The organism is Thermus sp. NEB1569 (assembly GCF_022385295.1).
In the GTDB taxonomy this organism is placed as follows: domain Bacteria; phylum Deinococcota; class Deinococci; order Deinococcales; family Thermaceae; genus Thermus; species Thermus scotoductus.
On the sequence record NZ_CP092445.1, the window covers coordinates 1,171,864 to 1,193,181 of the forward strand.

Here is a 21,318-nt window from a genome sequence, read left to right on the forward strand (position 1 = left end):
TTGGCTACATTAGCCCTATTATCTTTGAGGGCAGGGCGCGGGCATCCTTCCACCGCAACCCGGGTCACCCAAGGGCTGCACCCGGGAAGGCTTTACAATCCACCGCATCTTTCCTCACCTCCTTTCCCTAGCCCGTGCAGGGCCGAGGTGCCGGCTCCGCCTCGCCTGCACGTTCGGCTAGCAAAGTAAAGGTACGCTTCCAGTTCCACTTGAAGGTGGTGCACTCCAGCTCCACCTTCCCCTCAGGCATGGCCTCGGGGAAGACCACCTTCAAGGGGCACCCCCCCATGCACGCAGGAAGCCAGGTGCAACGGGAGCAGGCGAGCTCTTCGGAGAAGGGGTCCCAGGACATCCAGCGCTGGTAAACGGGGTTCTCCGCAAGTTGCAGGGGATCGTATTCCAGGAGGTTGCCCACGGCGAACTCGGGCTGCCCCACTGTGTCCCAACACTTCTGCAGGGTGCCGTCGGGCTCCACCACGAAGCCCTCCGGATGGGCAGCCACGCACCCTCCAAGCTGAAGGGAGGGGTAGGGAAGGGTGGCCAGGCCTAGGCTTTCCGCAAGGGTGAAGTACTCCGGCTCAATCCGGGCGAAGTCCTTGCGGGTAAAGCAGAACCCCTTGACCCCGTGGCTGGGCGGGGCGGTGGAGGTTACGGGGGCAAAGTAGACCCGCAGGTTCTCCTGGTGGGCCAGCCCTTCCTCGGCCAGACGCTTCAAGAGGGCGGGCACACCCTCGCGGTTCCGGACGTCCACGTTGACCCGGATGTGGACGAAGACAGGTTTCCCGAGGAAGAGGCGCAGGTTGGCCAGGATGCGCTCAAAGCTCCCCTCCCCGGTAAGGAGGTGGCGGCGCTGGTCGTGGTAGGGAGCGTCCCCGTCCAGGGTGATCTGGACCAGGTGAATGCGGTAACGGACCATGTCCGCCACCTTCCCTTCGTCCAGGAGGTAGCCGTTCGTGATGAGGCTCGCGCTGTACTCCACGCGGTTCCTCTCGGCTACCTCCAAGAACCCCTGGGATAGCCTCTGGACGACATCCCAGGCCAGGGTAGGCTCACCGCCAAACCAGGTGACGAAGAACTTGCTGAGGCGGGGGGCTTTTTGAGCGAAGACCTCCAGGAGCTTGGCCTGAACCGCTTCGGTCATGCGGCTCACCCGGTGCCGCTGGAAGCAGTAGTCGCAGCCGAAGTTGCAGTCTATGGTGGGACAGATCGTTAGGCTCCAGGCCTCCGTGGTGTAGCGCTGCCGCAGGTGGAGGGTCTTAAGGTAGGCCAGCTCGTCAAAGTTCTCGGGAACGACGAAGCGGCCTTCCACGAGCCCCTGGTCTACAGGGTTCTTGGGGTCCAAGGGCTCCCCCTTGACCAGGGCCGTGTAGCGCGCCCATCCTTCTGAATCCAAGACGGCCAGGCCACCGGAGAGGGAGTTGAAGGCGAGCTTCTCGCCCGTGAGCAGGGTGTGGAAGTGGTTGAAGCGGCTCGGCTTATAGGCTGCCCCTCCCCGGGCTGGTGCCTGGGCGGGTTCATGGAGGTTCACCACGAGTAGCTGCAACATCCCGTCTTGCATGCCCTTTCACCCCTCTCGGCCATCCTCAGGCTGGCCTTAAGGTAGCAAGGGGATGGTAACGCTCGCGTAACTCAGAAGACTCTCATAAAGACCCCAGGGCGTTACGCGGAGGTTACGTAAGCCTGGGTAGCCTTTAAACATGCAGTTCCTGTGGCTTCTCCTCGCCCTCCTCGGGGGCTCTGGGGTCCTTCCCCAGTGCCTCGCCCCCCACTGCCCGCCCCCGGGGCTTGGGCTCTAAGCGCCACTTCGGCTTTGCAACATGGGATGCCCAAGCCGGGGCTGTGGGAATACCTTTTGGGGCCCCCACCGCGGCCAAAGCTGCGGTGGGGTACCTTAGAGGCCCCACTCCCTCCTGAGCCTTTCCACCCGGGCCTGGGCGATGGGAAGGCGGGGGTCTTGGGAGGGTAGCCTCTCCAGGAGGGCCTCCCAGACCCCCAGGTCCTCCCCCAGGCGCTCGGCCAGGAGGAAGAGGCTTTCCACCTCGCCCTGGGCCAAGACCGCCCGCCTCAGGGCCTCTTCCAGCTCCGCCCTCAGGGCCTCCACCCCCGGGGCCTGGCTCTGGGGGAGGAGGGGGCCCCGGTAGCGGGCAAGGGCCCCGCTCAGGTCTCCTTGACGCAGGGCCCCCCATACTTCCAAGAAGTCCGCCTGTAGGGCCTGGGCCAGGCGGTAGGGCCGGCTTTTCACGGCAAGCCCCCGTTGCCTCAGGCGGAGCACCTCCATGCGGAGGGCGGGCCCGTTGGCCTCCCCGTAGAGGGCCAGGGCCAGCTCCTCCCCCCTCCACCCCTCCTTCCGGGCGAGGAGGAGGACGAGGAGCTCCGCCTGGCGCAGGGGGAGGGGCTTGCCCCCAAGCCTTGGCTCTCCCAGGGCCTGGAAGTGGGCCGAGGGGCTTGCGGCCCAGAGGAGCTCCTGCCCCCTCCGGGAGAGCTCTCCCAGGAGGGGGTGGGGCCTTCCCAGGAAGAGGAGGCCCCGCATGGCCTCCTCCGCCACCTCCTCCAGGAGGAGGGGCAGGGTCTTGGCCACCCCTTCCTCGTCCTCCCGGTAGAGCCCTTCGGCCAAGGCGAGGAGGGCCTGGGTGAGGGGCTCCTTGGCCCAGGGCCTCGCCGCCAGGAGGAAGGGGAGGACCTCCTTCCCCAGGAGGCGCACCCCGGCGGGGGCGAGGTAGGGAAGGGCGGGAAGAGGGGCCTCGCCAAGGGCCTTCCGCAGGTAGGCCCTCCCCGAGGCCTCCTCCCCCTGGAGGAAGCGCAGGTGGGCCATGAGGAAGCGGGCGTAGAGCCCCGTGCCCCCCTCCAGGGCCAGGAGTTCCACCTGCCGGAGGAGGTCGGGGAGGGGAGGGTCCTCCTCGGCGAGGAGGGCGAGCCAGGCCCACTCCAGGAGGGCGAAGGGGCCAAAGCCCCGGGCAAGGGCAAGAGCGGCGTAGCCCAGGGCCTCCCTGAGGCGGCCAAGCCCCCTTAGGGCGCGGGCCAGGGCGAAGGCGAGGCGGGCCTCGGCCTTGGGGTCTCCCTGGAAGCGGTGGAGGGCCTCCTCCAGGGCCAGGGCCCCCGCCTTTGGAGGGAGGGCCAGGCCCAGGTGGTAGAGGGTGAGGGGGGTCTGGGCCCTTCGGGCGGCCTCCAGGGCCAGGGCGCGGTAGGCCCGAAGGTTCCCCTTACGGGCCTCTACGAAGCCTAGAAGGGCCAGGCGCTCGGCCTCCGGGAGGCCTTCTTGGGAAGTTTGGAGGAGGGCTTCCGCCTCCCGGTCCCGCCCTTCCTCCAGGAGGCGGAGGGCGGGGGCCAGGGGGCTTGCCGGGAAATCCAGGGCCATGGAGCCATTTTAGACGTGTGAGGGCCTGAGCTTCCGCCCCTGCGGCTCTGACCCTCGAGGTCCGCTGACGACACCTACCATATAAGGTGTACAGTGAAGACATGGAGAAGACGACCCTCTACCTCCCCCCTGAGCTTCACCGCGCCCTAAAGGAGGCCGCGCGGCGGGAGGGCAAAAGCCAGGCAGAGCTCATCCGGGAGGCCTTGGCCGCTTACCTTACCCAGCGCCAAAGACCCGCCTTTCGTTCCCTAGGCGTGGGCGAGGACGAGGAGCTCTCCGGGCGCGCCTCCGAGGGGTGGCTGGAAAGGGTCTGGTCCGAGCGATGATCACTCTGGACACCTCCGCCCTCTTCGCCCTCCTGAACCGGAAGGACCCGGACCACGGCCGCGTTAAGGCGCTCCTTCTTTCTGATCCAGGTCCCTACCTGGTGCCCATGGGCATCCTCGCCGAGATCGCCTACCTCGCGGAAAGGCGCCTGGGCCTTGGGGCCCTCGAGGCCTTCCTCCAAGACCTCGAGGCCGGGGCTTTCTCCCTGGAATGCGGGGAAGAAGACCTGCCCCGGGTCAGGGCGCTCGTGGCCCGGTACCGGGACCTGCCCTTGGGCTTTGCCGACGCCGCGGTCGTCGCCGTAGCCGAGCGGAACGGGGGCCTGGTCCTAAGCTTGGACCGGCACCTTCACGTGGTGGCGCAGGAGGGGACCATCCGGGTACTCCCCTAACCCGCGATCCGGAGGAGGGCGAGGAAGCTTTCAAGCTCCAGGCTCGCCCCGCCCACGAGCCCCCCGTCCACGTTGGGCATGGAAAGGAGATCGGCGAAGTTCTTGGGGTTCACGCTCCCCCCATAAAGGATCCGCACCCTCCTGGCGAACTCCTCGCCGTAAAGCTCGGCCAGGGCCTGCCGGATGGCCTGGTGCATGGCCTCGGCGTCCTGTGGGGTGGCGTTCCGCCCGGTGCCGATGGCCCAGACCGGCTCGTAGGCAATCACCAAGGCCTCAGGACCCGGGGGGTTCACCCCCTCGAGGCTCCCCCTCAACTGGGCCAGGGTATAGGGCACCGCCTCTCCCCTTTCCCTCACCTCCAAGGGTTCCCCCACGCAAAGGATGGGGGTAACCCCCTCCTCCAAAAGCCTTTTCGCCTTCTCCGCCACCAGGGTATCCGTCTCGTGGTGGTAGCGCCGCCTCTCCGAGTGCCCCACGATGGTGTAGCGGCACCCGAGATCGGAAAGCATCCGGGCGGAAACCTCCCCCGTATAGGCGCCTTCCCGGTGGGGGGAGACATCCTGGGCCCCGTAGGCCACCTGGGCACCGGAAAGCACCTCCCTGGCCACGGGAAGCATGGGAAAGGCAGGCAGCACCGCCACCTCGGACTCTAAAGGAGGCAGAAGCCTCCTGAGCTCGGCAAGCCAGACCCTAGCCTCCGAGGGCACCTTGTGCATCTTCCAGTTTCCTGCCACCAAAACCCTGCGCATGCCGCTATCCTACAGGAAAACCCCGCCCCAGGGGGCGTGGCCGGATTAGGTCTTCCTACTCCAGGACCTCAATCCCCGGGAGGGTGCCTTTCTCCAGGTACTCGAGGCTCGCCCCACCCCCGGTGGACACGTGGCTAAACCGGTCCTTAAGGCCCAGGCGGTTCACCGCCGCCACGGAGTCGCCCCCTCCCATCACGGTGAAGGCTCCTTCCAAGGCCGCCACCGCCCGGCCCACCGCCAGGGTACCCTCGTCGAAGGGCGGCACCTCAAAGACCCCCATGGGCCCGTTCCAGAAGACTGTTCTCGCCCCCTTCAAGGCCTCGGCGAAGGCCACCTGGGTCTTGGGCCCGATGTCCAAGCCCATATAGGGCACGGGAATGGCGTCCGCAGGGAAGGTGCGGGTTTCCACCCCAGCCTCAATCCGCTCGGCCGCCACCACATCCACGGGCAGGTGCACCCTTACCCCCAAGGATTCCGCCCGCCGAAGCAGGTCCTTGGCCAGATCCAGCCGGTCCTCCTCCACCAGGCTCTTTCCCACCTCGCCCCCAAGGGCCTTGATGAAGGTGAAGGCCATGGCGCCGCCGATGAGAAGGCGGTCTATGCGGGGAAGGAGGTTTTCTATGACCCCGATCTTGTCGGAAACCTTGGCCCCCCCGATGACCACCGCATAGGGCTTCTCCGGATCCCGGAGGAGCCGGGAAAGAGCCTTCACCTCCTTTTCCATGAGGAGCCCGGCAAAGGAAGGGAGAAGCCTCGCCACCCCCACCACGCTGGCGTGGGCCCGGTGGGCACTACCAAAGGCATCCAGGACAAAGGCCTCCCCCAGCCGGGCGTAGCGGGCGGCAAGATCGGGATCGTTCTTCTCCTCCCCTGGCTCGAAGCGCACGTTTTCCAGGAGGGCCACCTCCCCCGGGGCCAGGGCTTCAACCGCCTGGTGCGCCTGGTCGGAACCGGGGCTATGGGGCACGAAGCGGACGCCGGAAAGGTAGCGGCCCAAAGCCTCCGCCACCGGGGCCAGGGAGTACTTGGGGTCCACCCCCTTGGGCCGGCCCAGGTGGGAGAGGAGGACCAGGGAAGCCCCGGCCTCGAGGAGGTGGCGGAGGGTGGGAAGGCTTTCCTGGATGCGGGTATCGTCCTGCACCACGCCCTCCTTGATGGGGACGTTGTAGTCCACCCGCACCAGGATGCGCTTCCCCCGGGGGTCCAGGTCCTTTAGGGTGCGCATCTAAACCCCCTTCTTCAGCACCAGCTCCACCAGATCCGCCACCCGGTTGGAGTAGCCCCACTCGTTGTCGTACCAGGCAAAGACCTTCACCAGGTTGCCCAGGGCCTTGGTGAGCTTGCCGTCCACGATGGAGGAGTGGGGATCCATCACGATGTCCTGAAGGACGATCTCATCCTCGGTGTAGGCCAGGATGCCCTTCAAAGGCCCCTCGGCCGCCGCCTTGAGGGCGGCGTTCACCTCTTCTGCGGTCACCTCCCGCTTGAGAAGGGCGGTGATGTCGGAGATGCTCCCCGTGGCCGTGGGCACCCTCAAAGCACTTCCGTCGAAACGGCCCTTCAGGGAAGGAAGCACCAAGGCCGTGGCCTTGGCGGCCCCGGTGGTGGTGGGGATGATGTTGATGGCCGCCGCCCGCGCCCGGCGCAGATCCTTGTGGGGCAGATCCAGGACCCGCTGGTCGTTGGTGTAGGAGTGAACGGTGGTCATGAGGGCCTTTTCCACGCCAAAGGCCTCCTCCAAAACCTTCATCACCGGGGCCAGGGAGTTGGTGGTGCAGGAGGCGTTGGAGATGATGTGGTGCCGGGCCGGGTCGTACTGCTCGTGGTTCACCCCCATGACGATGGTGATGTCCTCCCCCTTGGCCGGGGCGGTGATGATGACCTTCTTGGCTCCCGCCTCGAGGTGGGCCTTGGCCTTGTCGGCATCGGTGAACACCCCCGTGGACTCGATGACCACATCCACACCCAGGCTTCCCCAAGGAAGCTCCCTGGGATCCTTGATGGCGGTGGCCCGGATGGCCTTGCCGTCCACGTAAATGTTCTCGTCATCGTAACCCACCTCGCCGGGGAAGCGGTGGTAGATGGAATCGTACTTGAGCAGGTGGGCCAGGGTCCGGTTGTCGGTAAGGTCGTTGATGAGGGCTACCTCCACCCCTCGCCCGTGGAGGATGCGAAACACCTGACGGCCGATTCTGCCGAATCCGTTGATGCCTACCTTCATAGCTTACCTCCCCACGTGGCTCCTCGCCCCCTTACCGTAGAGGTCAAGAGCCATGCCTTCAGTATATCGGCTTTCTCATAAGTGATTGACGGCACTTGCCTTAAGCAAACCCTCCCCCTTGACCCGTCAACCCGAAAAGCGTATTTTCGTTGACGACCACCCCGCGTGGTCCGGGAGGTACGAACGATGAAAACCGAGGTTCTCCCCTATCCACCCCTGGTTAAAACCCTCTGGCCCCACCGCACCCTGGCCCGGGACCTGGCCCTGATCCTGGCGGGTAGCCTCCTGGTGGCCCTGGCCGCCCGGATCAGCCTTCCTTTGCCCTTCACCCCCGTGCCCATCACCGGCCAGACCCTGGCGATCCTCCTGGTGGGAGCAGCGTTGGGAAGCCGCCTTGGCTTCCTGTCCCTCTTGGCCTACCTGGCGGAAGGAGCCATGGGCCTACCCGTCTTTGCTGGGGGTACAGGGGGCTTGGCCAAGATTCTCGGCCCCACCGGGGGCTTCCTCCTGGCCTTCCCCCTGGCCGCAGGCTTGGTGGGGCTACTGGTGGAGCGGTTCGGCCTGGACCGGAGCTTCCTGGGAACCCTTTTGGCCATGCTGGCGGGCAACGCCCTGCTCTACCTGGTGGGGCTTCCCTGGCTTGCCGCCTGGCTCATGGGGGCAGGCAAGTTTGCAGGCACCGGCGCCCTTTTGGCCATGGGGCTTTTCCCCTTCATCCCCGGGGACCTGGTGAAGGCGGTGGTGGCGGCCTTGGTCCTGCCCTCCGCCTGGAAGGTCCTGGGAAGGCGCTAGCGTGCGGCTGGCCCTGGCCCACCTTGGAAGGCAGGAAAGCCTACCCAGGCTTTTAAAGATCCTCGCCCCCCTGGTGCACCAGGCCCGGGAGGAGGGGGCCTTGGCCCTCCTCCTCCCCGAGCTGGTCCTGGGGAGGCAAGGGGAAGAAGACCTTCCCCAAGCCCTCGAGGCCCTGGCCGAGGAAAGCCGCATGAGGGTGGTGGCGGGCTACCTGGCCCAAGGCCCCAGGAACCGGCTTGGCGTCTTCCCCCAGGGCCCCTTCTACGACAAGGTGCATCCCTTCCTGGCCCTGGGGGAGGAAGGGGACGAAGGCGTTGAGCCTGGGGAAGGCCCCGTAATGTGGGAGTTCCAGGGACGAAGGTTCGGGCTTGCCCTTTGCTATGACCTGGATTTCCCCGAACTTTTTCGCAGCTACGCCCTGATGGGCGCCGAGGTTTTTCTGGTGGGCTCGGCCTGGCCCGGGGAGTACCAGGAGCTTCTTGCGGTCCTGGCCCGGGCGAGGGCGGCGGAGAACCAGGCTTACCTCCTCCTCGCCAACCGGGCGGACACGGGAAGCCCCTCCTTCGCCGTGGCCCCGGACGGGCACCTTTTGGGGCTTAAGGATGAGGAGGGGCTTCTGCTTTTTGACCTGGACTTTGCCTTCCTGGAGGCGTACCGCACCCGGTATCCCATCCTCCGCCACCGGCGGCCAGAAGCCTACCGCCTCTGATAGCCGGGGCCCCCACCCTGGCTTTCGCCAGGGTGGGGTGGTATAAGATGGCTTTCGTGCTGGAGAACCGCCGGGCACGGCACGACTACGAGATTCTGGAAACCTACGAGGCGGGGATCGTCCTGAAGGGAACCGAGGTCAAATCCCTCCGCGCCGGTAAGGTGGATTTCACGGGCAGCTTTGCCAAGTTTGAAAACGGCGAGCTTTACCTGGAAAACCTTTACATCGCCCCCTATGAAAAGGGATCCTACACCAACGTGGACCCCAGGAGAAAGCGCAAGCTTCTCCTTCACCGCCACGAGCTCAACCGGTTAAGGGGCAGGGTGGAACAGAAGGGCCTCACCCTGGTACCCCTTAAGATCTACTTCAACGAAAGGGGCTACGCCAAGGTGCTCCTGGGCCTAGCCCGGGGCAAAAAGGCCTATCAGAGAAAAGAAGACGACAAGAAGCGGGCCGTGCGCCGCGCCCTGGAGGAGCTATGAGGTTTTTTGCCCTAGCCCTGGTTTTCCTTCCCGCCTTGGCCCAGGCTCCAAGACCCCTTCTGGTGGGGGGTGAGGTGGGCCAGGCCCTTTACCCAGGGGGGCGGGGCGTGGCCTACGGGGAGGTGCGCTTGATAGCCCGGGGCCTGGGGCTCGCCCTGTGGCAAGGGGAAGGCCAGGTGGCCCTGGGCCTGGGAAGCCGCTACAAGGTTTTCCCCCTGGTGGAAAACGAGGCCCAGGCCGCCGCCCGGGGGGCCGGCTGGAAACGGGGGCAGGAGGTCTTCGTACCCTTGCGGCCGTTAAGCGAGGCCTTGGGCCTGGAATACCGGGCCCAGGAGGGCATCCTTCTCCAACTGCCCTGGGCCAGGCTTTTGGGGGTGGAGCGGAGGCCGCTCCAGATCCTCCTTCGCTTCTCCCGGGAGGTGAACGCCCTGGTGGAGGGCAATAGCGTCCTCTTCCTCCTGGCCCAGGGAGAAGGAGCGGGCCTCAGCCAGGAAGCCCGGGGACTTCGCCTCACCCTGGAAACCCCACCCACTAGGCTTTACTACCCCGGAGGAGGCCAGGTGATCCTGGAGTGGAGCCCCCCAGCCAGACCCAGGCCCACGGTCCTCCTGGACCCCGGCCACGGGGGGAAGGACCCGGGCATCTCGGCAGGGGGGCTTTTGGAGAAGGACCTCACCCTCGACCTAGCCAGGCGGGTGGCCGCCCGCCTGCCCAACGCCCGGGTCTCCCGGCAAGGGGATGAAACCGTGCCCCTCGAGGCCCGCTTGAGCCTGGCCCAGGCAGCCTCGGTGGTGGTTTCCCTCCATGTCACCCAGGGCAGTGCGGTGAACCTCTACCTGCCCAAGGCCCGTTCCACCCCCTTAGCCCAAAACGCCGAGGCCCTCCTGGCCTCAGCCCCGGCAGAGCAAGCCACCTTGCTAAAGGTCTACGCCGGCGACCCACGGCGCCTGGCTGAGGCCCTGGAAAAGGCTTTTTCCGCCCTGGGCATCGTGCTGGCCCGGGCGGAGGGTCCTTACGCCCTCACCGACATTCCCGGTGCGGGGGTGGTCCTGGAGGTGGGGGTGGAACGGTTGAAGACCCCTGAGGCCCGCAACCAGGTGGCGGAGGCCATCGCCCAGGCCATCCGCACCTATCTGGAGTAGCCATGCGCCGACTCTTGACCTTCTGGAACCTCCTTGGCCTCGTCCTCTTTACCTTGGGAGCCCTGGTCTACTGGCAAAGCCAGGGATGGCGGGCTTCATCCGCCCTGCCCTTGCCCTCGGAGGAAGCCTCGGCCGCAAGCAGCCTGCCCATGATCCTCTACCTACCCAACCCGCCCCAGGGCCTCCTGAAGGAAACCCGTACCCTCGAGCTGGCCCCCGGGGATACCCCGGAAAACAAGGTCCTGGCCGCCTGGGCCGAGGCCCTTCAAGCCCCCAAGCCCCGGGCCCTCTACCGGCTGGGCAACCTTTTCGTGGTGGATCTTCCCGCCGACTTTGCCCTGGGTCTGGATGCCAGCCAGGAAGCCCTGCGCCTCTACAGTCTGGCCTATACCCTCCTTTCCACCTTCCCCCAGGCCCAGGAGGTGCGCTTCCTGGTGGAGGGAGAACCCAAGCCGGGCCTAGCCCATCTGGATCTAAGCCAGCCTTTCCGCCTGCCATGAGGGATACCTGGCGCATCGACCGCCTCGTCCTCCAGGGGTTCAAGTCCTTTGCGGAGCGCACCGCCTTGGACTTCCCGGACCCCATCACCGGGATCATCGGGCCCAATGGCTCCGGCAAGAGTAACCTGGTGGAGGCCTTGCGCTTCGTGACCGGAGCCCGCGCCCATGAGCTACGCGGGCAGGAACTGGGCACCTTTCTCTTCCATGGGGGCGAGGGCCGCCCGCCCCAGGCCATGGCGGAGGTCCGCCTGGAGCTTTCCCGGGGAAGGGAAAGGCTTACCGTGGAACGGCGCATCGAAGGGGACCGCTCCCTCTTTCGGGTGAACGGCCGCCCCTTAAGCGCCAAGGCCCTGGCCCTCCACCTTGCGGGCACGGGCCTCGGCCGAGGGGGGTACGCCATCGTGGGCCAGGGGGAGGTGGCCGCCCTCCTGGAAGCCCCCGAGGAAGTCCTGCTGGCCCACCTGGAGGAGGCCGCCGGGCTGAGGCCGGTGGCGGAAGCCGCCCGGGTGGCGGAGAAGGAGCTGCAAGAGGCAAGCCGCCTTCTGGAAGAACGCGAGCGGGAACTCCAGGAGCTTAAGGCCCAGGCAGAACGGCTTAGGGGGGAAGCAAAGCGGGCCAGGCAGGCCCAGGCCCTGGACCTCGAGGCCCTGGCCCTCAAGGTAAGCCTCCTGGAAGCCCGCATGGAGGAAGCCCAAGCCGAGATGGCGAGGGCCGAGGAGCGGCTTAAGACCCTGGCCAGGGAGGAGGAAACCCTGGAGAGGGAGCGCCAAGCCCTGGAGCAAAGGCGCCTGGCCCTGGCCCGCGAAGAGGAATCCCTGCGCCAGGAGCTGGAAGCGGTGCGCCTGCGCCTAAAGGAGCGGGAGGGCTTCGAGCGGGAGCTTAAGGAACTCGCCCGGCTGCAAAGGGCCCTGGACCGTCCCCCTCCTGAAGACCCTGGCCCCCCAATACCCCCTCCCCCCCGGCCCCTCGAGGAGCTTCGCACCCAGCTTAGGCATTTGAAAGCGGAAGAAGCCCGCCTGCTGGCCGCCAAAAAGCGCCACGAGGAAGCCTTCCGCCGGTACCTGACGGAAACCGCCCGCTACGAGGAACGCCTGAAGGCCTACCAGGAAGCCCTGGCGGAACGCACCCGCTTGGAGGAGGAGCTTGCCCAAAGGCTTGAGGAACTTCGGGACCTCGAGGGGAAAATCGCCGAAAGGAAGCGGTTGGAAACCCGCCTCGCCGAACTGCGCGCCCAGGCCCAGGGAGCCCTTAGGGAGGCCGAGCGGCTCAGGCGGCTTCTGGAGGCCGGCAGCGACCTGCACGAGGGACCCCGAAAGGTGCGGAAGCTTCCGGGGGTGCTGGGGGTGGTGGCGGACCTGGTCCGGCCCGAGCCGGGGCTGGAGCTGGCCTTGGAGGTGGCCCTGGGCCCCCGGCTCCAATGGGTCCTCACCCAGGACGAGGAGGCCGCCAAGGCCGCCATCGCCCTCCTGAAACGGGAAGGGGGCCGGGCCACCTTCCTGCCCCTAACCCTTCTGTCCCCGCCACCTCCCCCCTCTCCCCCTCCCGTGCCCGGCCTCCTGGGACCTGCCTTTCGCCTGGCCCGGCTCCGGCAGTCGGGCCTGCCCGAGGAGAAAATCCTCCTGGCCCTCCTGGGGGATACCCTGGTCTTCGCCGACCTGGATGCAGCCCTGGCTTACCGAAGGGCTTCGGGCCGGGAAAGGGTGGTCACCCTAGAAGGCGAGGTGCTGGAACGCCTGGGAGCCCTATCCGGTGGGCGCCTAAAGGGCGGTGGGGAAACCCTCCTCTTAAGGCGGCGCCTGGAGGATCTGGAAACCGAGCAGGAGCAGCTCGCCAGGGAGATCAAAGCCCTGGAGGAAGCCCTGGCCTCCTTTCCTCCCCATCGCCGCCTGGAGGAAGCCCGGGCCCAGGTGGGAGCCCTGCAAGCCAGGCTTCGCTCCCCCCTACCCCCGCCTCCCCAACCCCCCACACCGCCTCAGGAAACCTGGGAGGAGGCCCAGCTTCTGGCCCTGGAGAAGGAAAGAGAGGAGCTGGAAGGAATCCTGGCCCAGGCGGAGGCCCACGAGCGCTGGCGCCTCCTCTCCCAGGCCCGGGAGGCTTGGGCGGCATCCCAGGAGGAAGTGCGCCGCATCCAGGCCAGGATGGAGGAACTGAGGGCCAAACTGGCCGCCACCCAGCCCCTTCTGGCCAAGGCCCAGGAGCTAGAGGAGCGCCTTAAGGCCGTGCGGGCGGAAAGGACAAACCTTGAGGACCAGCAAACCCGGGCCCTCACCCGGGCCAACGCCCTCTTGAGCGAGCGGGAAAACCTCCGCCTGCTCCTGGCCCGCAGGGAAGCCCTCCTGGAGGAACTGGGCCGGGAGAGGGCCTCCCTTCCCACCTTAGACCGTCTGCCCGGCACGCCCAGGGCCCTCCAGGCCAGGCTAGCCCAGGTGGAGCGGGAACGGGCAGCCTTGGGACCCGTAAACGCCCTGGCGGAAAGGGAGCTAATGGAGTTGGAAGCCCGCCTCGAGGCCCAGGTCAAAGAGGTGCAGGAGGCCACGGAAGCCCTCCTTCGCCTCGAGGCCGAGGCCAAAGCTGTGGAAAAAGCCTACGGGGAGAGGCTGAAGGAAAGCTACCAGGTTTTCCAAAATGCCTTTCAAAAATACGCCCTAGCCCTCCTCGGGGCCCGGGCCGAGGTGAAGCGGGAAGGGCAGGGGCTAAAGCTGGTGGTGATTCCGGCGGGAAAGCGCACCCAGGACCTCCGCCTCCTCTCCCTGGGGGAAAAGACCCTGGGAGCCCTCGCCTTCCTCTTCTCCCTGGGTGAACTCCAGGGTGGCCTTCCCTTGGCCGTGCTGGATGAGGTGGACGCCGCCCTTGACGAGGCCAACCTCGTCCGCTTCACCCGCTTCCTCAACTCAGGCAAGCAGTTCATCCTGGTCACCCATCAGAAGCGCACCATGGAAGCCTGCCACGCCCTCTATGGGGTCACCGCCCAAGGGGGCGTGAGCCGGGTGTTCTCCATCCGCAAGGAGGCTAGCCGTGACCCTAAATGAGTACCAGCAGGAGGCCCAGAAAACCGCCCTTTACCCCGAAGCCTACCGGCTTCTTTACCCCACCCTGGGCCTGGCGGGGGAAGCTGGGGAACTGGCCAACAAGGTAAAGAAAATCCTCCGGGACCATGGAGGAAACCTCAGCCAGGCCGCCCGGGAGGATCTGGTGGCAGAGCTCGGGGATGTGCTTTGGTATGTGGCCCAGCTGGCCACCGACCTGGGGGTGGGCCTGGAGGAGGTGGCTCAAGGCAACCTGGCCAAGCTTCGCTCCCGCCTGGAACGGGGGAAACTGGGGGGCTCGGGGGATCATCGCTAGCGCAAGGGCGCCGACCCCTGCGCGAAGAAAGGGAAGACCTCAATCCCCCGGGGTAGGGTCCCCGGGGGATTGGCCTTCAGGCCTAGTCAAAGAGGTCGAAGATTTCCAAGAAGCCCTTTTTCTTGCGGTAGGGCTTCCCCTCCTTTCGGAAGTACGCCTCCCGCTCCTCCTCGTAGGCCCGGTCCACCTCCTTGGCCTCCGCCAGGAGTTTTTCCAGCTCCCCCCTATCCAGCCACACCCCCCCGCACTGGGGGCAGACGTCGATGAGGACCCCCCGCCTTTCCACCTCCTTCATGCCCACCTGGCAGCTTGGGCAAAGGAGAAGGGGCATCTACTCCTCCCTCCGGCCCATGAGGAGGCTGGCGTAGTAGAGGATGGCGGCCAAGGAGCTGGCCAAGGCAGCCACGTAGGTGAGGGCTGCCCAGGTGAGCACCTTTTGGGCAGGGGCCATCTCCTCTCGGGAGAGGAAGCCCATACGCCGCAGGAACTCCAGGGCCCGCCTGGAGGCGTCGAACTCCACGGGGAGGGTCACCAGCTGGAATAGGGCCACCGCCAGGTAGAGGTAAAGCCCAAGCTTGGCCAAACCGATGGCCCCCAGCATCAACCCGCCCACCACCAGGATCGGGCCCAGGTTAGTGCCCAGGCTGGCCGCTGGCCACAGGCTGGCCCGCACCCGAAGCCAGGTGTAGCCATGGGCATCCTGGACCGCATGCCCCACCTCGTGGGCGGCCACCGCCAGGGCCGCTAGGCTGGGCGAGGCGTAGTTGGGCTCGGAAAGCCGCACCGCCTTGGCGTGAGGATCGTAGTGGTCCGTGAGGGCCCCGGGCACCGGCTCCACCCGGACGTGGGTGAGGCCATGGGCATCCAGGATGGCCCGGGCCACCTCAGCCCCCGTAAGCCCCCGGCTGTTGGCCACCCGGCTGAATCGGGCGAAGGTAGCCTGAAGACCGCCTTGAATCACCAGGCTGGCCACGAAGACCAACCCCATGAGCAAGAGCGCCAATATGTCCATTCCCGTCCACCTCCTTCCGAGGAGTAGCAAAAACCAAGGCCACCCATACAGGTGGTCTTGCCATGCGCCCTCAGGCGCCCCAGCCGACCGGGGATTGCTCCCGTACTGACGACCGGCTGGCCCCACAAGGGGCGGCTACTCCCCGCGGTTCCCGTTATACCAGACTCGGCCCTTTCTGGCAAGGAGCGGGGCGGGAATGTGCACGGACCCTCTTTACTCTCACTCGCTCAAGGGTATCCTGTAGGTGGGAGGTGAGGTATGGGCTACGCGCATCCCGAGGTTCTGGTGAGCACGGACTGGGTCCAGGAGCACCTGGAGGATCCCAAGGTGAGGATCCTCGAGGTGGACGAGGACATCCTGCTTTACGAAACCGGCCACATTCCCGGGGCACAGAAGGTGGACTGGCAACGGGATTTCTGGGATCCAGTGGTGCGGGACTTTGTGGACGAGGAGGGGTTTGCCAACCTCATGGAAAGGCTTGGGATCTCCAACGACACCACCGTGGTCCTTTACGGGGACAAGAACAACTGGTGGGCCGCCTACGCCTTCTGGTTCTTCAAATATAACGGCCACCAGGACGTGCGCCTCATGAACGGGGGGCGGCAAAAGTGGGTGGAGGAAGGCCGTCCCCTTTCCACCGAGGTTCCCACCTACCCCAAGGGGAGCTACCGGGTACCCTACCGGGACGAGTCCATCCGCGCCTACCGGGATGAGGTCCTCAAGCACATCCTCAAGGTTAAGGAGGGCGGGGGTGCCCTGGTGGACGTGCGGAGCCCCGAGGAGTACCGGGGGGAGCTCACCCACATGCCCAACTACCCTCAGGAGGGCGCCCTGCGGGCCGGCCACATCCCCGGGGCCAAAAACATCCCCTGGGCCAAGGCGGTGAACCCGGACGGCACCTTCAAGTCCGCGGATGAGCTAAGGGCCCTCTACGAGCCCCTGGGCATTACCCCGGACAAGGACGTGGTGGTCTACTGCCGCATCGCCGAGCGCTCCAGCCACTCCTGGTTTGTCCTCAAGTACCTCCTCGGCTATCCCCACGTGAAGAACTACGACGGCTCCTGGACGGAGTGGGGCAACCTGGTGGGGGTTCCGGTAGCCAAAGGGGAGGAATAGCTCAATCCTCGGAAGCCTCCCCCAGGGCCTGGGCGGCCAGCCGACGCCCCGTGGGGGTGTCCGCCAACCCCCCCAGGCCTGTTTCCTTGAGCTCCAAGGGCAGAAGGCGGCCGATGCCCGCCATGGCCAGGATCACCTCGTCGGGGGGGATCACGCTCCTTATCCCCGCTAAGGCCATGGAGGCGGCGCTCACCGCATGCACCGCATAAAAACCATTGCGCATCACGCAGGGCACCTCCACAAACCCCCCCACGGGATCGCAAACCAGGCCCAGGGTGTTCTGCAGGGCCAAGGCCGCCGCATGGGCAGAGGCCTCCGCACTCCCCCCGAGAAGCTCGGTAACGGCGGCCGCCGCCATGGCCGCCGAGGAGCCGATTTCCGCCTGGCACCCCCCGCTGGCCCCGGCGATGTAGATCTGGCGGTTGATGATCTTGGCCACCCCGGCGGCCAGGACCATGGGCATGAGGAGGTCCTCATCGGGGATGCCCAGGTGATCCGCCACTCCCAGCAAGGCCCCGGGAAGCGTCCCGGCGCTACCCGCCGTGGGAGCCGCCACAATCCGACCCATGCGGGCATTTTCCTCGTTGACCGCCATGGCGTAGGCCTGGACCCGCTTTAGAAGCGGATCCCGCAAGGGATCCGGGGCTTCCCACAAGGTCTTGGCATTCTTCCCCACCATTCCCGCCACGCTGGGGGCATCCGAGGCGAGACCCCTCCGGATGGAATCCCGCATGATGCCAAGGCGCTCCCGAAGCTTATCCAGGATGGTCTCGGGAGCCAGCCCGGTTTCCTCCACCTCCTCGCGGAGCAGGGCCTCCGACGCCCGGCCAGGAAGGGCGGCAAGGTCGTTCAGGGTCAAGGGCATAGCTTAAGTATAGGCTTTGGCCTCGTTTTCACACCGCAGGCCTATGCTAAGAGCCAGGATGGGCAACCCTGGATCCCGCCTCCGCGTGCTGATCGCCGACGACCACCCCCTCTTCCGCCTGGGGCTTAGGGCGGGCCTCGAGGGGGAAGGGCTCGTGGTGGTGGCCGAGGCCCAGGATGGAAAGGAGGCCTTGGAAAAGACCCTGGCCCTGAACCCGGAGGCAGTCCTCCTGGACCTGAGGATGCCCGTATTGGATGGGCTAGAGTGCACCCGAATGCTCCGGAAGAAGGGGTATTCCGGTCTCGTCGCCCTCCTCACCACCTACCAGGAGCCCGCCCTGGTGCGGGAAGCGTTTTTGGCCGGGGCTGACGCCTACTTTTCCAAGGAGCTCTCCGCTCCCGAGCTCAAAAGGCGCCTTCTCCGCGTGGCCCAGGGGGAGGAAAAACTGAAGCCCCCCGACCTGCCCAGCCTCACCTCGAGGGAGGAGGGAGTCCTCCGCCTCCTGGCCCAGGGGCTTTCCGTGAAGGAGATGGCCAAGGCCCTGGGCCTTTCCCCGGACACGGTGAAGGACCACCTGGAAAGCCTCTACGGCAAGCTTCTGGCCCGAAACCGGGTGGAAGCCCTGGAAAAGGCAAGGTCCCTGGGATTCCTGGCGAAGAAATAAGGAAGGGCAGGCAAGCCCACCCTTCCCATAGCCCCCGGTTTACTCGGCGGAGGGTTCCCCTTCGGAAGCCGCCTCTGTAGCGCCCTGGGCAGCTTCCGCCTCCTCCTTGGCCACCCGGGCCCTTTCCTGGTCCTGGCCGATGCGCTTGCGGTCGGCGCGGAGCTTGCGGCGGATCTCCCTTTCGGAAAGCTCGCGGATGAAGTAGAGCTTGGCCCGCCGGGCCCGGCCCCGCTGGACGATCTCGATCTTCTCGATGAGGGGGGAGTTCAGGGGGAAGATGCGCTCCACCCCCACGCCGTAGCTCACCTTACGCACGGTGAAGCTGGTGTTGTACCCGTTCCGCTTGATCTTGATGACGATGCCCTCAAAGTTCTGCACCCGGGTGCGGTTGCCTTCCTTTACCCGGTAGGCCACCCGCACGGTGTCGCCGGGCCGGAACTCCGGGAGATCGGTGCGGGTATACTTGGCCTCCACTACCTTAAGCAGCGCTCCTCGGTTCATGTTCTCCTCCCTCCCAGAGGAACCCCGAGGGGTTCATGGGCAACAGACCTAAGTCTAGCCCTCGCGGTCCATTTCCGCAAGCCAGGCCACCTCGAGGGGCCCAAGCCTGGCCTCCCGCACCAGCTCTGGCCTCACGGCAAGGGTCTTCCTCAGGGCTTCCTGCCTGCGCCAGCGGTCCACCTCCGGGTGGTTTCCCGAAAGGAGAACCTCCGGCACCCGAAGCCCGCGGAACTCCGGGGGACGGGTGTAGTGGGGGTGGTCCAGGAGCCCGCGGACAAAGGAATCCCTCCGGTGGCTTTCCGGATCCCCGATCACCCCCGGAATAAGCCGGGCGGTGGCCTCCAGCACCGCCAAGGCCGCCACCTCCCCCCCCATGAGCACGTAGTCCCCGATGGAAAGGGAGCGGGTCACAAAGGCCTCCACCCGGGCGTCAAACCCCTCGTAGCGCCCGGAAAGAAGGACCAGGTGATCCCTTTGGGCCAGCTCCTCCGCCACCCGCTGGGTGAAGGGTTCCCCCGCCGGGGAAAGGAGGATCACCTCATCCGCAGGCAAAACGGCCTCCAAGGCCGCCACCGCCACATCCGGGCGGATCACCATTCCCGCCCCGCCGCCATAGGGAGTGTCGTCCACGGTGCGGTGCCGCCCCAGGCCATAGGCCCTGAGGTCCACCACCTCCACCTGGATGAGACCCCGCTCCTGGGCCTTCTTCAGGAGGGATTCCGAAAGCCAGGGGCGTATGAGACCGGGGAAAAGGGTGAGGATAGTGTAGCGCATTCAGTCAAAGAGGCCGGGGATGGGCTCCACGTGGATGCCCTCCTCCTCCACCCGCACGTAGGGCGCCTGCAGGGGTACCAGGCGCTCCGTCTGGTCGCGAAGCCTTTCCCCCACGCCCTTGATCACCAGGACATCCTGGGCTCCTGCGTCCAGGATGTCCACCACCTCCCCCATCTTCAAGCCCCCCACGTAAACGGGTAGGCCAATCAGGGCAAAGTAGTAGTACCGGCCCTCCTCGAGGGGGGGAAGTTCCTCCACCTCGGCATACACCCGGAGGCCCACCAAGGGCTCGGCCAGCTCCCGGCTGGAAACCCCTGCCAGGTGAACCACCAGGTCATCCCCCACCTGGTAGAGGTCCTCCACCGCCCGCCAGCCATGCCCTTCCACGTAGACCCGCTCCAGGTGAGCCACCACCGGCTCACCCCGGAACTTCAGACCCCCGCGCAGGGCATAGGGGGCACCGAACCGACCGATTTCCACCAGGCGCATCCCTAATCCATTATGCCAAAGCCCCGCGGGCCTAGCGCACCTCCACCCCCACCTTGCGCTTGGCGTAGGCCCTTACCAGGGTACGGATGGACTCGATGACCCGGCCCTGCTTGCCGATGAGCCGACCCTTATCCTCCGGGACCACCTCCACCACGTAAAGGGGACCTTCCCGGGTACGCCTTTCCTGCACCCGAACCCGCTCCGGCTGGTCCACCACGCTCTTGGCCAAGTACTCCACCAAGTCCTTCATGGCCCCATGTTAAGGCAAAGGCGCCGGGTGGGTACACCCACCGGCGCCCTCAGGGGCCCTAACCCCTAGCCTTCCTTCCGGAAAACCCCCGCCTGCCGGAGAAGCCTCCGGGCGGTGTCCGTGGGCTGGGCCCCCACGGAAAGCCAGTACTTGGCCCGCTCCACGTCCACCTTCAGCCACTCGGGAGTGGTCTTGCGGGGATCGTAGTACCCGATCTTTTCGATGTAGGCGCCGTCGCGCTTTCTGCGGCTATCGGTGACCACGATGCGGTAGTGAGGGTTGTGCTTGGAGCCGAAACGAGAAAGCCGGATCTTTACCATTCTTTCCTACCTCCTGAACATTCCCATGAGTCCCCGGCCCTTGTTCTTCTCCAGGGACTTCATTAGGGCCTTGGTTTCCTCGAAGGCCTTGATGAAGCGGTTGATCTCCTGCACGCTGGTGCCGCTTCCCCTGGCGATGCGCTTGCGCCGGGAGGCGTTTAGGATGCGGGGGTCCTTTCGCTCCTCGGGGGTCATGGAAAGGACGATGGCCTCCAGGCGCTTGATGGCCTTATCGTCCACCTGGACCCCAGCGGGCAAGGCCTTACCCACCCCGGGAAGCATGGCGAGGATCTCCGAGAAGGAGCCCAGGCGCTTCAGGTTTTGCATCTGCTTGAGGAAGTCCTCCAGGGTGAGCTCCTTGGCGGACTTGGGGGTTTCGGCCTCGAGGCCCGCAGCCCGAACCTTCTCCGCCAGGGTGGCCACATCCCCCATGCCCAGGATCCGGCTCGCCAGCCGGTCGGGGTAGAAGGGTTCCAGGCCCTCGGGGCGCTCGGAAACCCCGGCGAAGTAGATGGGCTTCCCCGTCACGTGCCGGGCGGAGAGGGCCGCCCCACCCCGGGCATCCCCATCCAGCTTGGTGAGGATGAGCCCCGTGACCCCCACCCGCTCATCGAAGGCCTTGGCCACCGAAAGGGCCTCCTGGCCCGTCATGGCATCCAGGACCAGAAGCACCTCGTCGGGGTTCATGGCCTTCTTGAGTCGGGCCAGCTCCGCCATCAAGGGCTCGTCGATCTGCAGGCGCCCGGCGGTGTCCACCAGGATGAGGTCGCGAACCTCCTGCCTGGCCCTCTCCTCCACCCTACGGCGGATGGACTCGGGGCTCTCCCCATCCTGAACCTCCAAAACCGGTACCCCGATCTTTTCCCCCAGGATGCGAAGCTGCTCCCGGGCTGCCGGGCGCTGGGTGTCGGCCGCCACCAGCAGGGGCCTCCTTCCCTTCCCCTTGTAGAAAAGGGCCAGCTTGGCCGCGGTGGTGGTTTTGCCGGAGCCCTGGAGGCCCACCAGGAACCACAGGTTCTGGTTCTTCAGGGTGGGGAAGCGGGGTTCCCCGCCCAAGGCCTCCTCTAGGGCCTCGTAGACCGTGGCCAGCACCACCTCGGCCGGGGTGAGGCTTTCCAGGACCTTCTGGCCCAGGGCCTTCTCCCGGACGCTTTCCACAAAGGCCCTCGCCACCTCCAGGTTCACGTCGGCGTCCATCAGGGCCCGACGGATCTCCCTGAGGGTAGCCTTCAGGTCCTCCTCGGTGATACGGCCCCGTCCCCTTAAGCGGTCTATGGCCTCCTGCAGTCTTCCTGCCAGCTTCGCAAACATGAGCCT

At 66.3% G+C, this 21,318-nt stretch carries 25 protein-coding genes; 11 read left to right on the forward strand and 14 right to left on the reverse strand.

All coding sequences use genetic code 11. From position 1 onward, the window contains the following. Nucleotides 1-127: 127 nt before the first annotated feature. Entirely contained in the window at nucleotides 128-1,546 is a 1,419-nt protein-coding gene (locus MI302_RS06780; protein WP_018112301.1) for a radical SAM/SPASM domain-containing protein, read from the reverse strand. Nucleotides 1,547-1,891: 345 nt separating this feature from the next. Next, on the reverse strand, nucleotides 1,892-3,355 hold the full coding sequence (locus MI302_RS06785) for a hypothetical protein (protein WP_015717249.1): 1,464 nt from the start codon (nucleotides 3,353-3,355) through the stop codon (nucleotides 1,892-1,894). Between the two features lie 101 nt (nucleotides 3,356-3,456). On the opposite strand from MI302_RS06785, the gene MI302_RS06790 reads away from it, so the two are divergent. Together MI302_RS06790 and MI302_RS06795 are read left to right on the forward strand one after the other, a co-directional pair. Next, complete coding sequence (locus tag MI302_RS06790; protein WP_008632330.1) at nucleotides 3,457-3,681, forward strand: CopG family transcriptional regulator; 225 nt, start codon at nucleotides 3,457-3,459, stop codon at nucleotides 3,679-3,681. Continuing rightward, complete coding sequence (locus MI302_RS06795; RefSeq protein WP_008632333.1) at nucleotides 3,678-4,073, forward strand: type II toxin-antitoxin system VapC family toxin; 396 nt, start codon at nucleotides 3,678-3,680, stop codon at nucleotides 4,071-4,073. Before MI302_RS06790 ends, MI302_RS06795 begins: the two co-directional genes overlap by 4 nt. Here MI302_RS06795 and tpiA read toward each other — a convergent pair. From tpiA to gap, 3 genes are read right to left on the reverse strand one after another with little or no spacing between them, the layout of a single operon-like run. Then, on the reverse strand, nucleotides 4,070-4,822 hold the full coding sequence (tpiA, locus tag MI302_RS06800) for a triose-phosphate isomerase (RefSeq protein ID WP_239725280.1): 753 nt from the start codon (nucleotides 4,820-4,822) through the stop codon (nucleotides 4,070-4,072). The two genes, MI302_RS06795 and tpiA, sit on opposite strands and share 4 nt — an antisense overlap. A gap of 55 nt (nucleotides 4,823-4,877) precedes the next feature. After that, complete coding sequence (gene pgk, locus MI302_RS06805) at nucleotides 4,878-6,047, reverse strand: phosphoglycerate kinase (protein WP_239725281.1); 1,170 nt, start codon at nucleotides 6,045-6,047, stop codon at nucleotides 4,878-4,880. Next, nucleotides 6,048-7,043: a type I glyceraldehyde-3-phosphate dehydrogenase gene (gap, locus tag MI302_RS06810; RefSeq protein WP_126188029.1), complete on the reverse strand. Its 996-nt coding sequence runs from the start codon at nucleotides 7,041-7,043 to the stop codon at nucleotides 6,048-6,050. It lies immediately after the preceding gene. A gap of 186 nt (nucleotides 7,044-7,229) precedes the next feature. Between gap and MI302_RS06815 the strand changes: the two genes are divergently transcribed. From MI302_RS06815 to MI302_RS06845, 7 genes are read left to right on the forward strand one after another with little or no spacing between them, the layout of a single operon-like run. Next, nucleotides 7,230-7,835: a biotin transporter BioY gene (locus MI302_RS06815; RefSeq protein ID WP_239725282.1), complete on the forward strand. Its 606-nt coding sequence runs from the start codon at nucleotides 7,230-7,232 to the stop codon at nucleotides 7,833-7,835. A 1-nt stretch (nucleotide 7,836) separates the two neighbouring features. Further along, entirely contained in the window at nucleotides 7,837-8,544 is a 708-nt protein-coding gene (locus MI302_RS06820; protein ID WP_239725283.1) for a carbon-nitrogen hydrolase family protein, read from the forward strand. 47 nt (nucleotides 8,545-8,591) lie between these two features. After that, nucleotides 8,592-9,026 (forward strand): SsrA-binding protein SmpB, encoded by a 435-nt coding sequence (gene smpB / locus MI302_RS06825; RefSeq protein WP_126164271.1) that lies wholly within the window; start codon nucleotides 8,592-8,594, stop codon nucleotides 9,024-9,026. Continuing rightward, complete coding sequence (locus MI302_RS06830; protein WP_239725284.1) at nucleotides 9,023-10,168, forward strand: N-acetylmuramoyl-L-alanine amidase; 1,146 nt, start codon at nucleotides 9,023-9,025, stop codon at nucleotides 10,166-10,168. The genes smpB and MI302_RS06830 overlap by 4 nt, the downstream gene beginning before the upstream one ends. A 2-nt stretch (nucleotides 10,169-10,170) precedes the next feature. After that, entirely contained in the window at nucleotides 10,171-10,668 is a 498-nt protein-coding gene (locus MI302_RS06835; RefSeq protein WP_239725285.1) for a GerMN domain-containing protein, read from the forward strand. Further along, on the forward strand, nucleotides 10,665-13,697 hold the full coding sequence (locus MI302_RS06840; protein WP_239725286.1) for a chromosome segregation SMC family protein: 3,033 nt from the start codon (nucleotides 10,665-10,667) through the stop codon (nucleotides 13,695-13,697). The genes MI302_RS06835 and MI302_RS06840 overlap by 4 nt, the downstream gene beginning before the upstream one ends. Then, a complete protein-coding gene (locus MI302_RS06845; protein WP_239725287.1) occupies nucleotides 13,684-14,010 on the forward strand; it encodes a nucleoside triphosphate pyrophosphohydrolase family protein in 327 nt (108 codons plus the stop codon). The genes MI302_RS06840 and MI302_RS06845 overlap by 14 nt, the downstream gene beginning before the upstream one ends. A gap of 82 nt (nucleotides 14,011-14,092) precedes the next feature. On the opposite strand, the gene MI302_RS06850 is transcribed toward MI302_RS06845, so the two are convergent. After that, entirely contained in the window at nucleotides 14,093-14,341 is a 249-nt protein-coding gene (locus MI302_RS06850; protein ID WP_015717260.1) for a zf-TFIIB domain-containing protein, read from the reverse strand. Further along, a complete protein-coding gene (locus MI302_RS06855) occupies nucleotides 14,342-15,022 on the reverse strand; it encodes a zinc metallopeptidase (RefSeq protein ID WP_126209288.1) in 681 nt (226 codons plus the stop codon). It lies immediately after the preceding gene. A 258-nt stretch (nucleotides 15,023-15,280) separates the two neighbouring features. Between MI302_RS06855 and MI302_RS06860 the strand changes: the two genes are divergently transcribed. After that, on the forward strand, nucleotides 15,281-16,138 hold the full coding sequence (locus MI302_RS06860; RefSeq protein WP_239725288.1) for a sulfurtransferase: 858 nt from the start codon (nucleotides 15,281-15,283) through the stop codon (nucleotides 16,136-16,138). 1 nt (nucleotide 16,139) lies between these two features. On the opposite strand, the gene sdaAA is transcribed toward MI302_RS06860, so the two are convergent. Further along, nucleotides 16,140-17,003, reverse strand: coding sequence for an L-serine ammonia-lyase, iron-sulfur-dependent, subunit alpha (gene sdaAA, locus MI302_RS06865; protein ID WP_015717273.1), 864 nt, complete (start codon nucleotides 17,001-17,003; stop codon nucleotides 16,140-16,142). Nucleotides 17,004-17,046: 43 nt separating this feature from the next. Here sdaAA and MI302_RS06870 point away from each other — a divergent pair, with 43 nt between their 5' ends. Then, complete coding sequence (locus tag MI302_RS06870; RefSeq protein WP_239725289.1) at nucleotides 17,047-17,667, forward strand: response regulator transcription factor; 621 nt, start codon at nucleotides 17,047-17,049, stop codon at nucleotides 17,665-17,667. A gap of 39 nt (nucleotides 17,668-17,706) precedes the next feature. Here MI302_RS06870 and rplS read toward each other — a convergent pair whose 3' ends face one another. The 6 genes from rplS to ffh form a co-directional block, all read right to left on the reverse strand. Then, nucleotides 17,707-18,168: a 50S ribosomal protein L19 gene (rplS, locus tag MI302_RS06875; protein ID WP_015717275.1), complete on the reverse strand. Its 462-nt coding sequence runs from the start codon at nucleotides 18,166-18,168 to the stop codon at nucleotides 17,707-17,709. 54 nt (nucleotides 18,169-18,222) lie between these two features. Beyond that, on the reverse strand, nucleotides 18,223-18,942 hold the full coding sequence (gene trmD / locus MI302_RS06880; RefSeq protein ID WP_038031466.1) for a tRNA (guanosine(37)-N1)-methyltransferase TrmD: 720 nt from the start codon (nucleotides 18,940-18,942) through the stop codon (nucleotides 18,223-18,225). After that, nucleotides 18,943-19,431: a ribosome maturation factor RimM gene (rimM, locus tag MI302_RS06885; protein WP_019550148.1), complete on the reverse strand. Its 489-nt coding sequence runs from the start codon at nucleotides 19,429-19,431 to the stop codon at nucleotides 18,943-18,945. Nucleotides 19,432-19,462: 31 nt separating this feature from the next. Beyond that, on the reverse strand, nucleotides 19,463-19,681 hold the full coding sequence (locus MI302_RS06890) for a KH domain-containing protein (protein ID WP_239725290.1): 219 nt from the start codon (nucleotides 19,679-19,681) through the stop codon (nucleotides 19,463-19,465). A 65-nt stretch (nucleotides 19,682-19,746) separates the two neighbouring features. Continuing rightward, nucleotides 19,747-20,001 (reverse strand): 30S ribosomal protein S16, encoded by a 255-nt coding sequence (gene rpsP / locus MI302_RS06895; protein ID WP_015717279.1) that lies wholly within the window; start codon nucleotides 19,999-20,001, stop codon nucleotides 19,747-19,749. A 6-nt stretch (nucleotides 20,002-20,007) separates the two neighbouring features. After that, the gene (gene ffh / locus MI302_RS06900; protein ID WP_239725291.1) at nucleotides 20,008-21,312 is read right to left on the reverse strand and encodes a signal recognition particle protein; all 1,305 of its coding nucleotides are present in this window, start codon (nucleotides 21,310-21,312) and stop codon (nucleotides 20,008-20,010) included. Nucleotides 21,313-21,318: the final 6 nt, after the last annotated feature.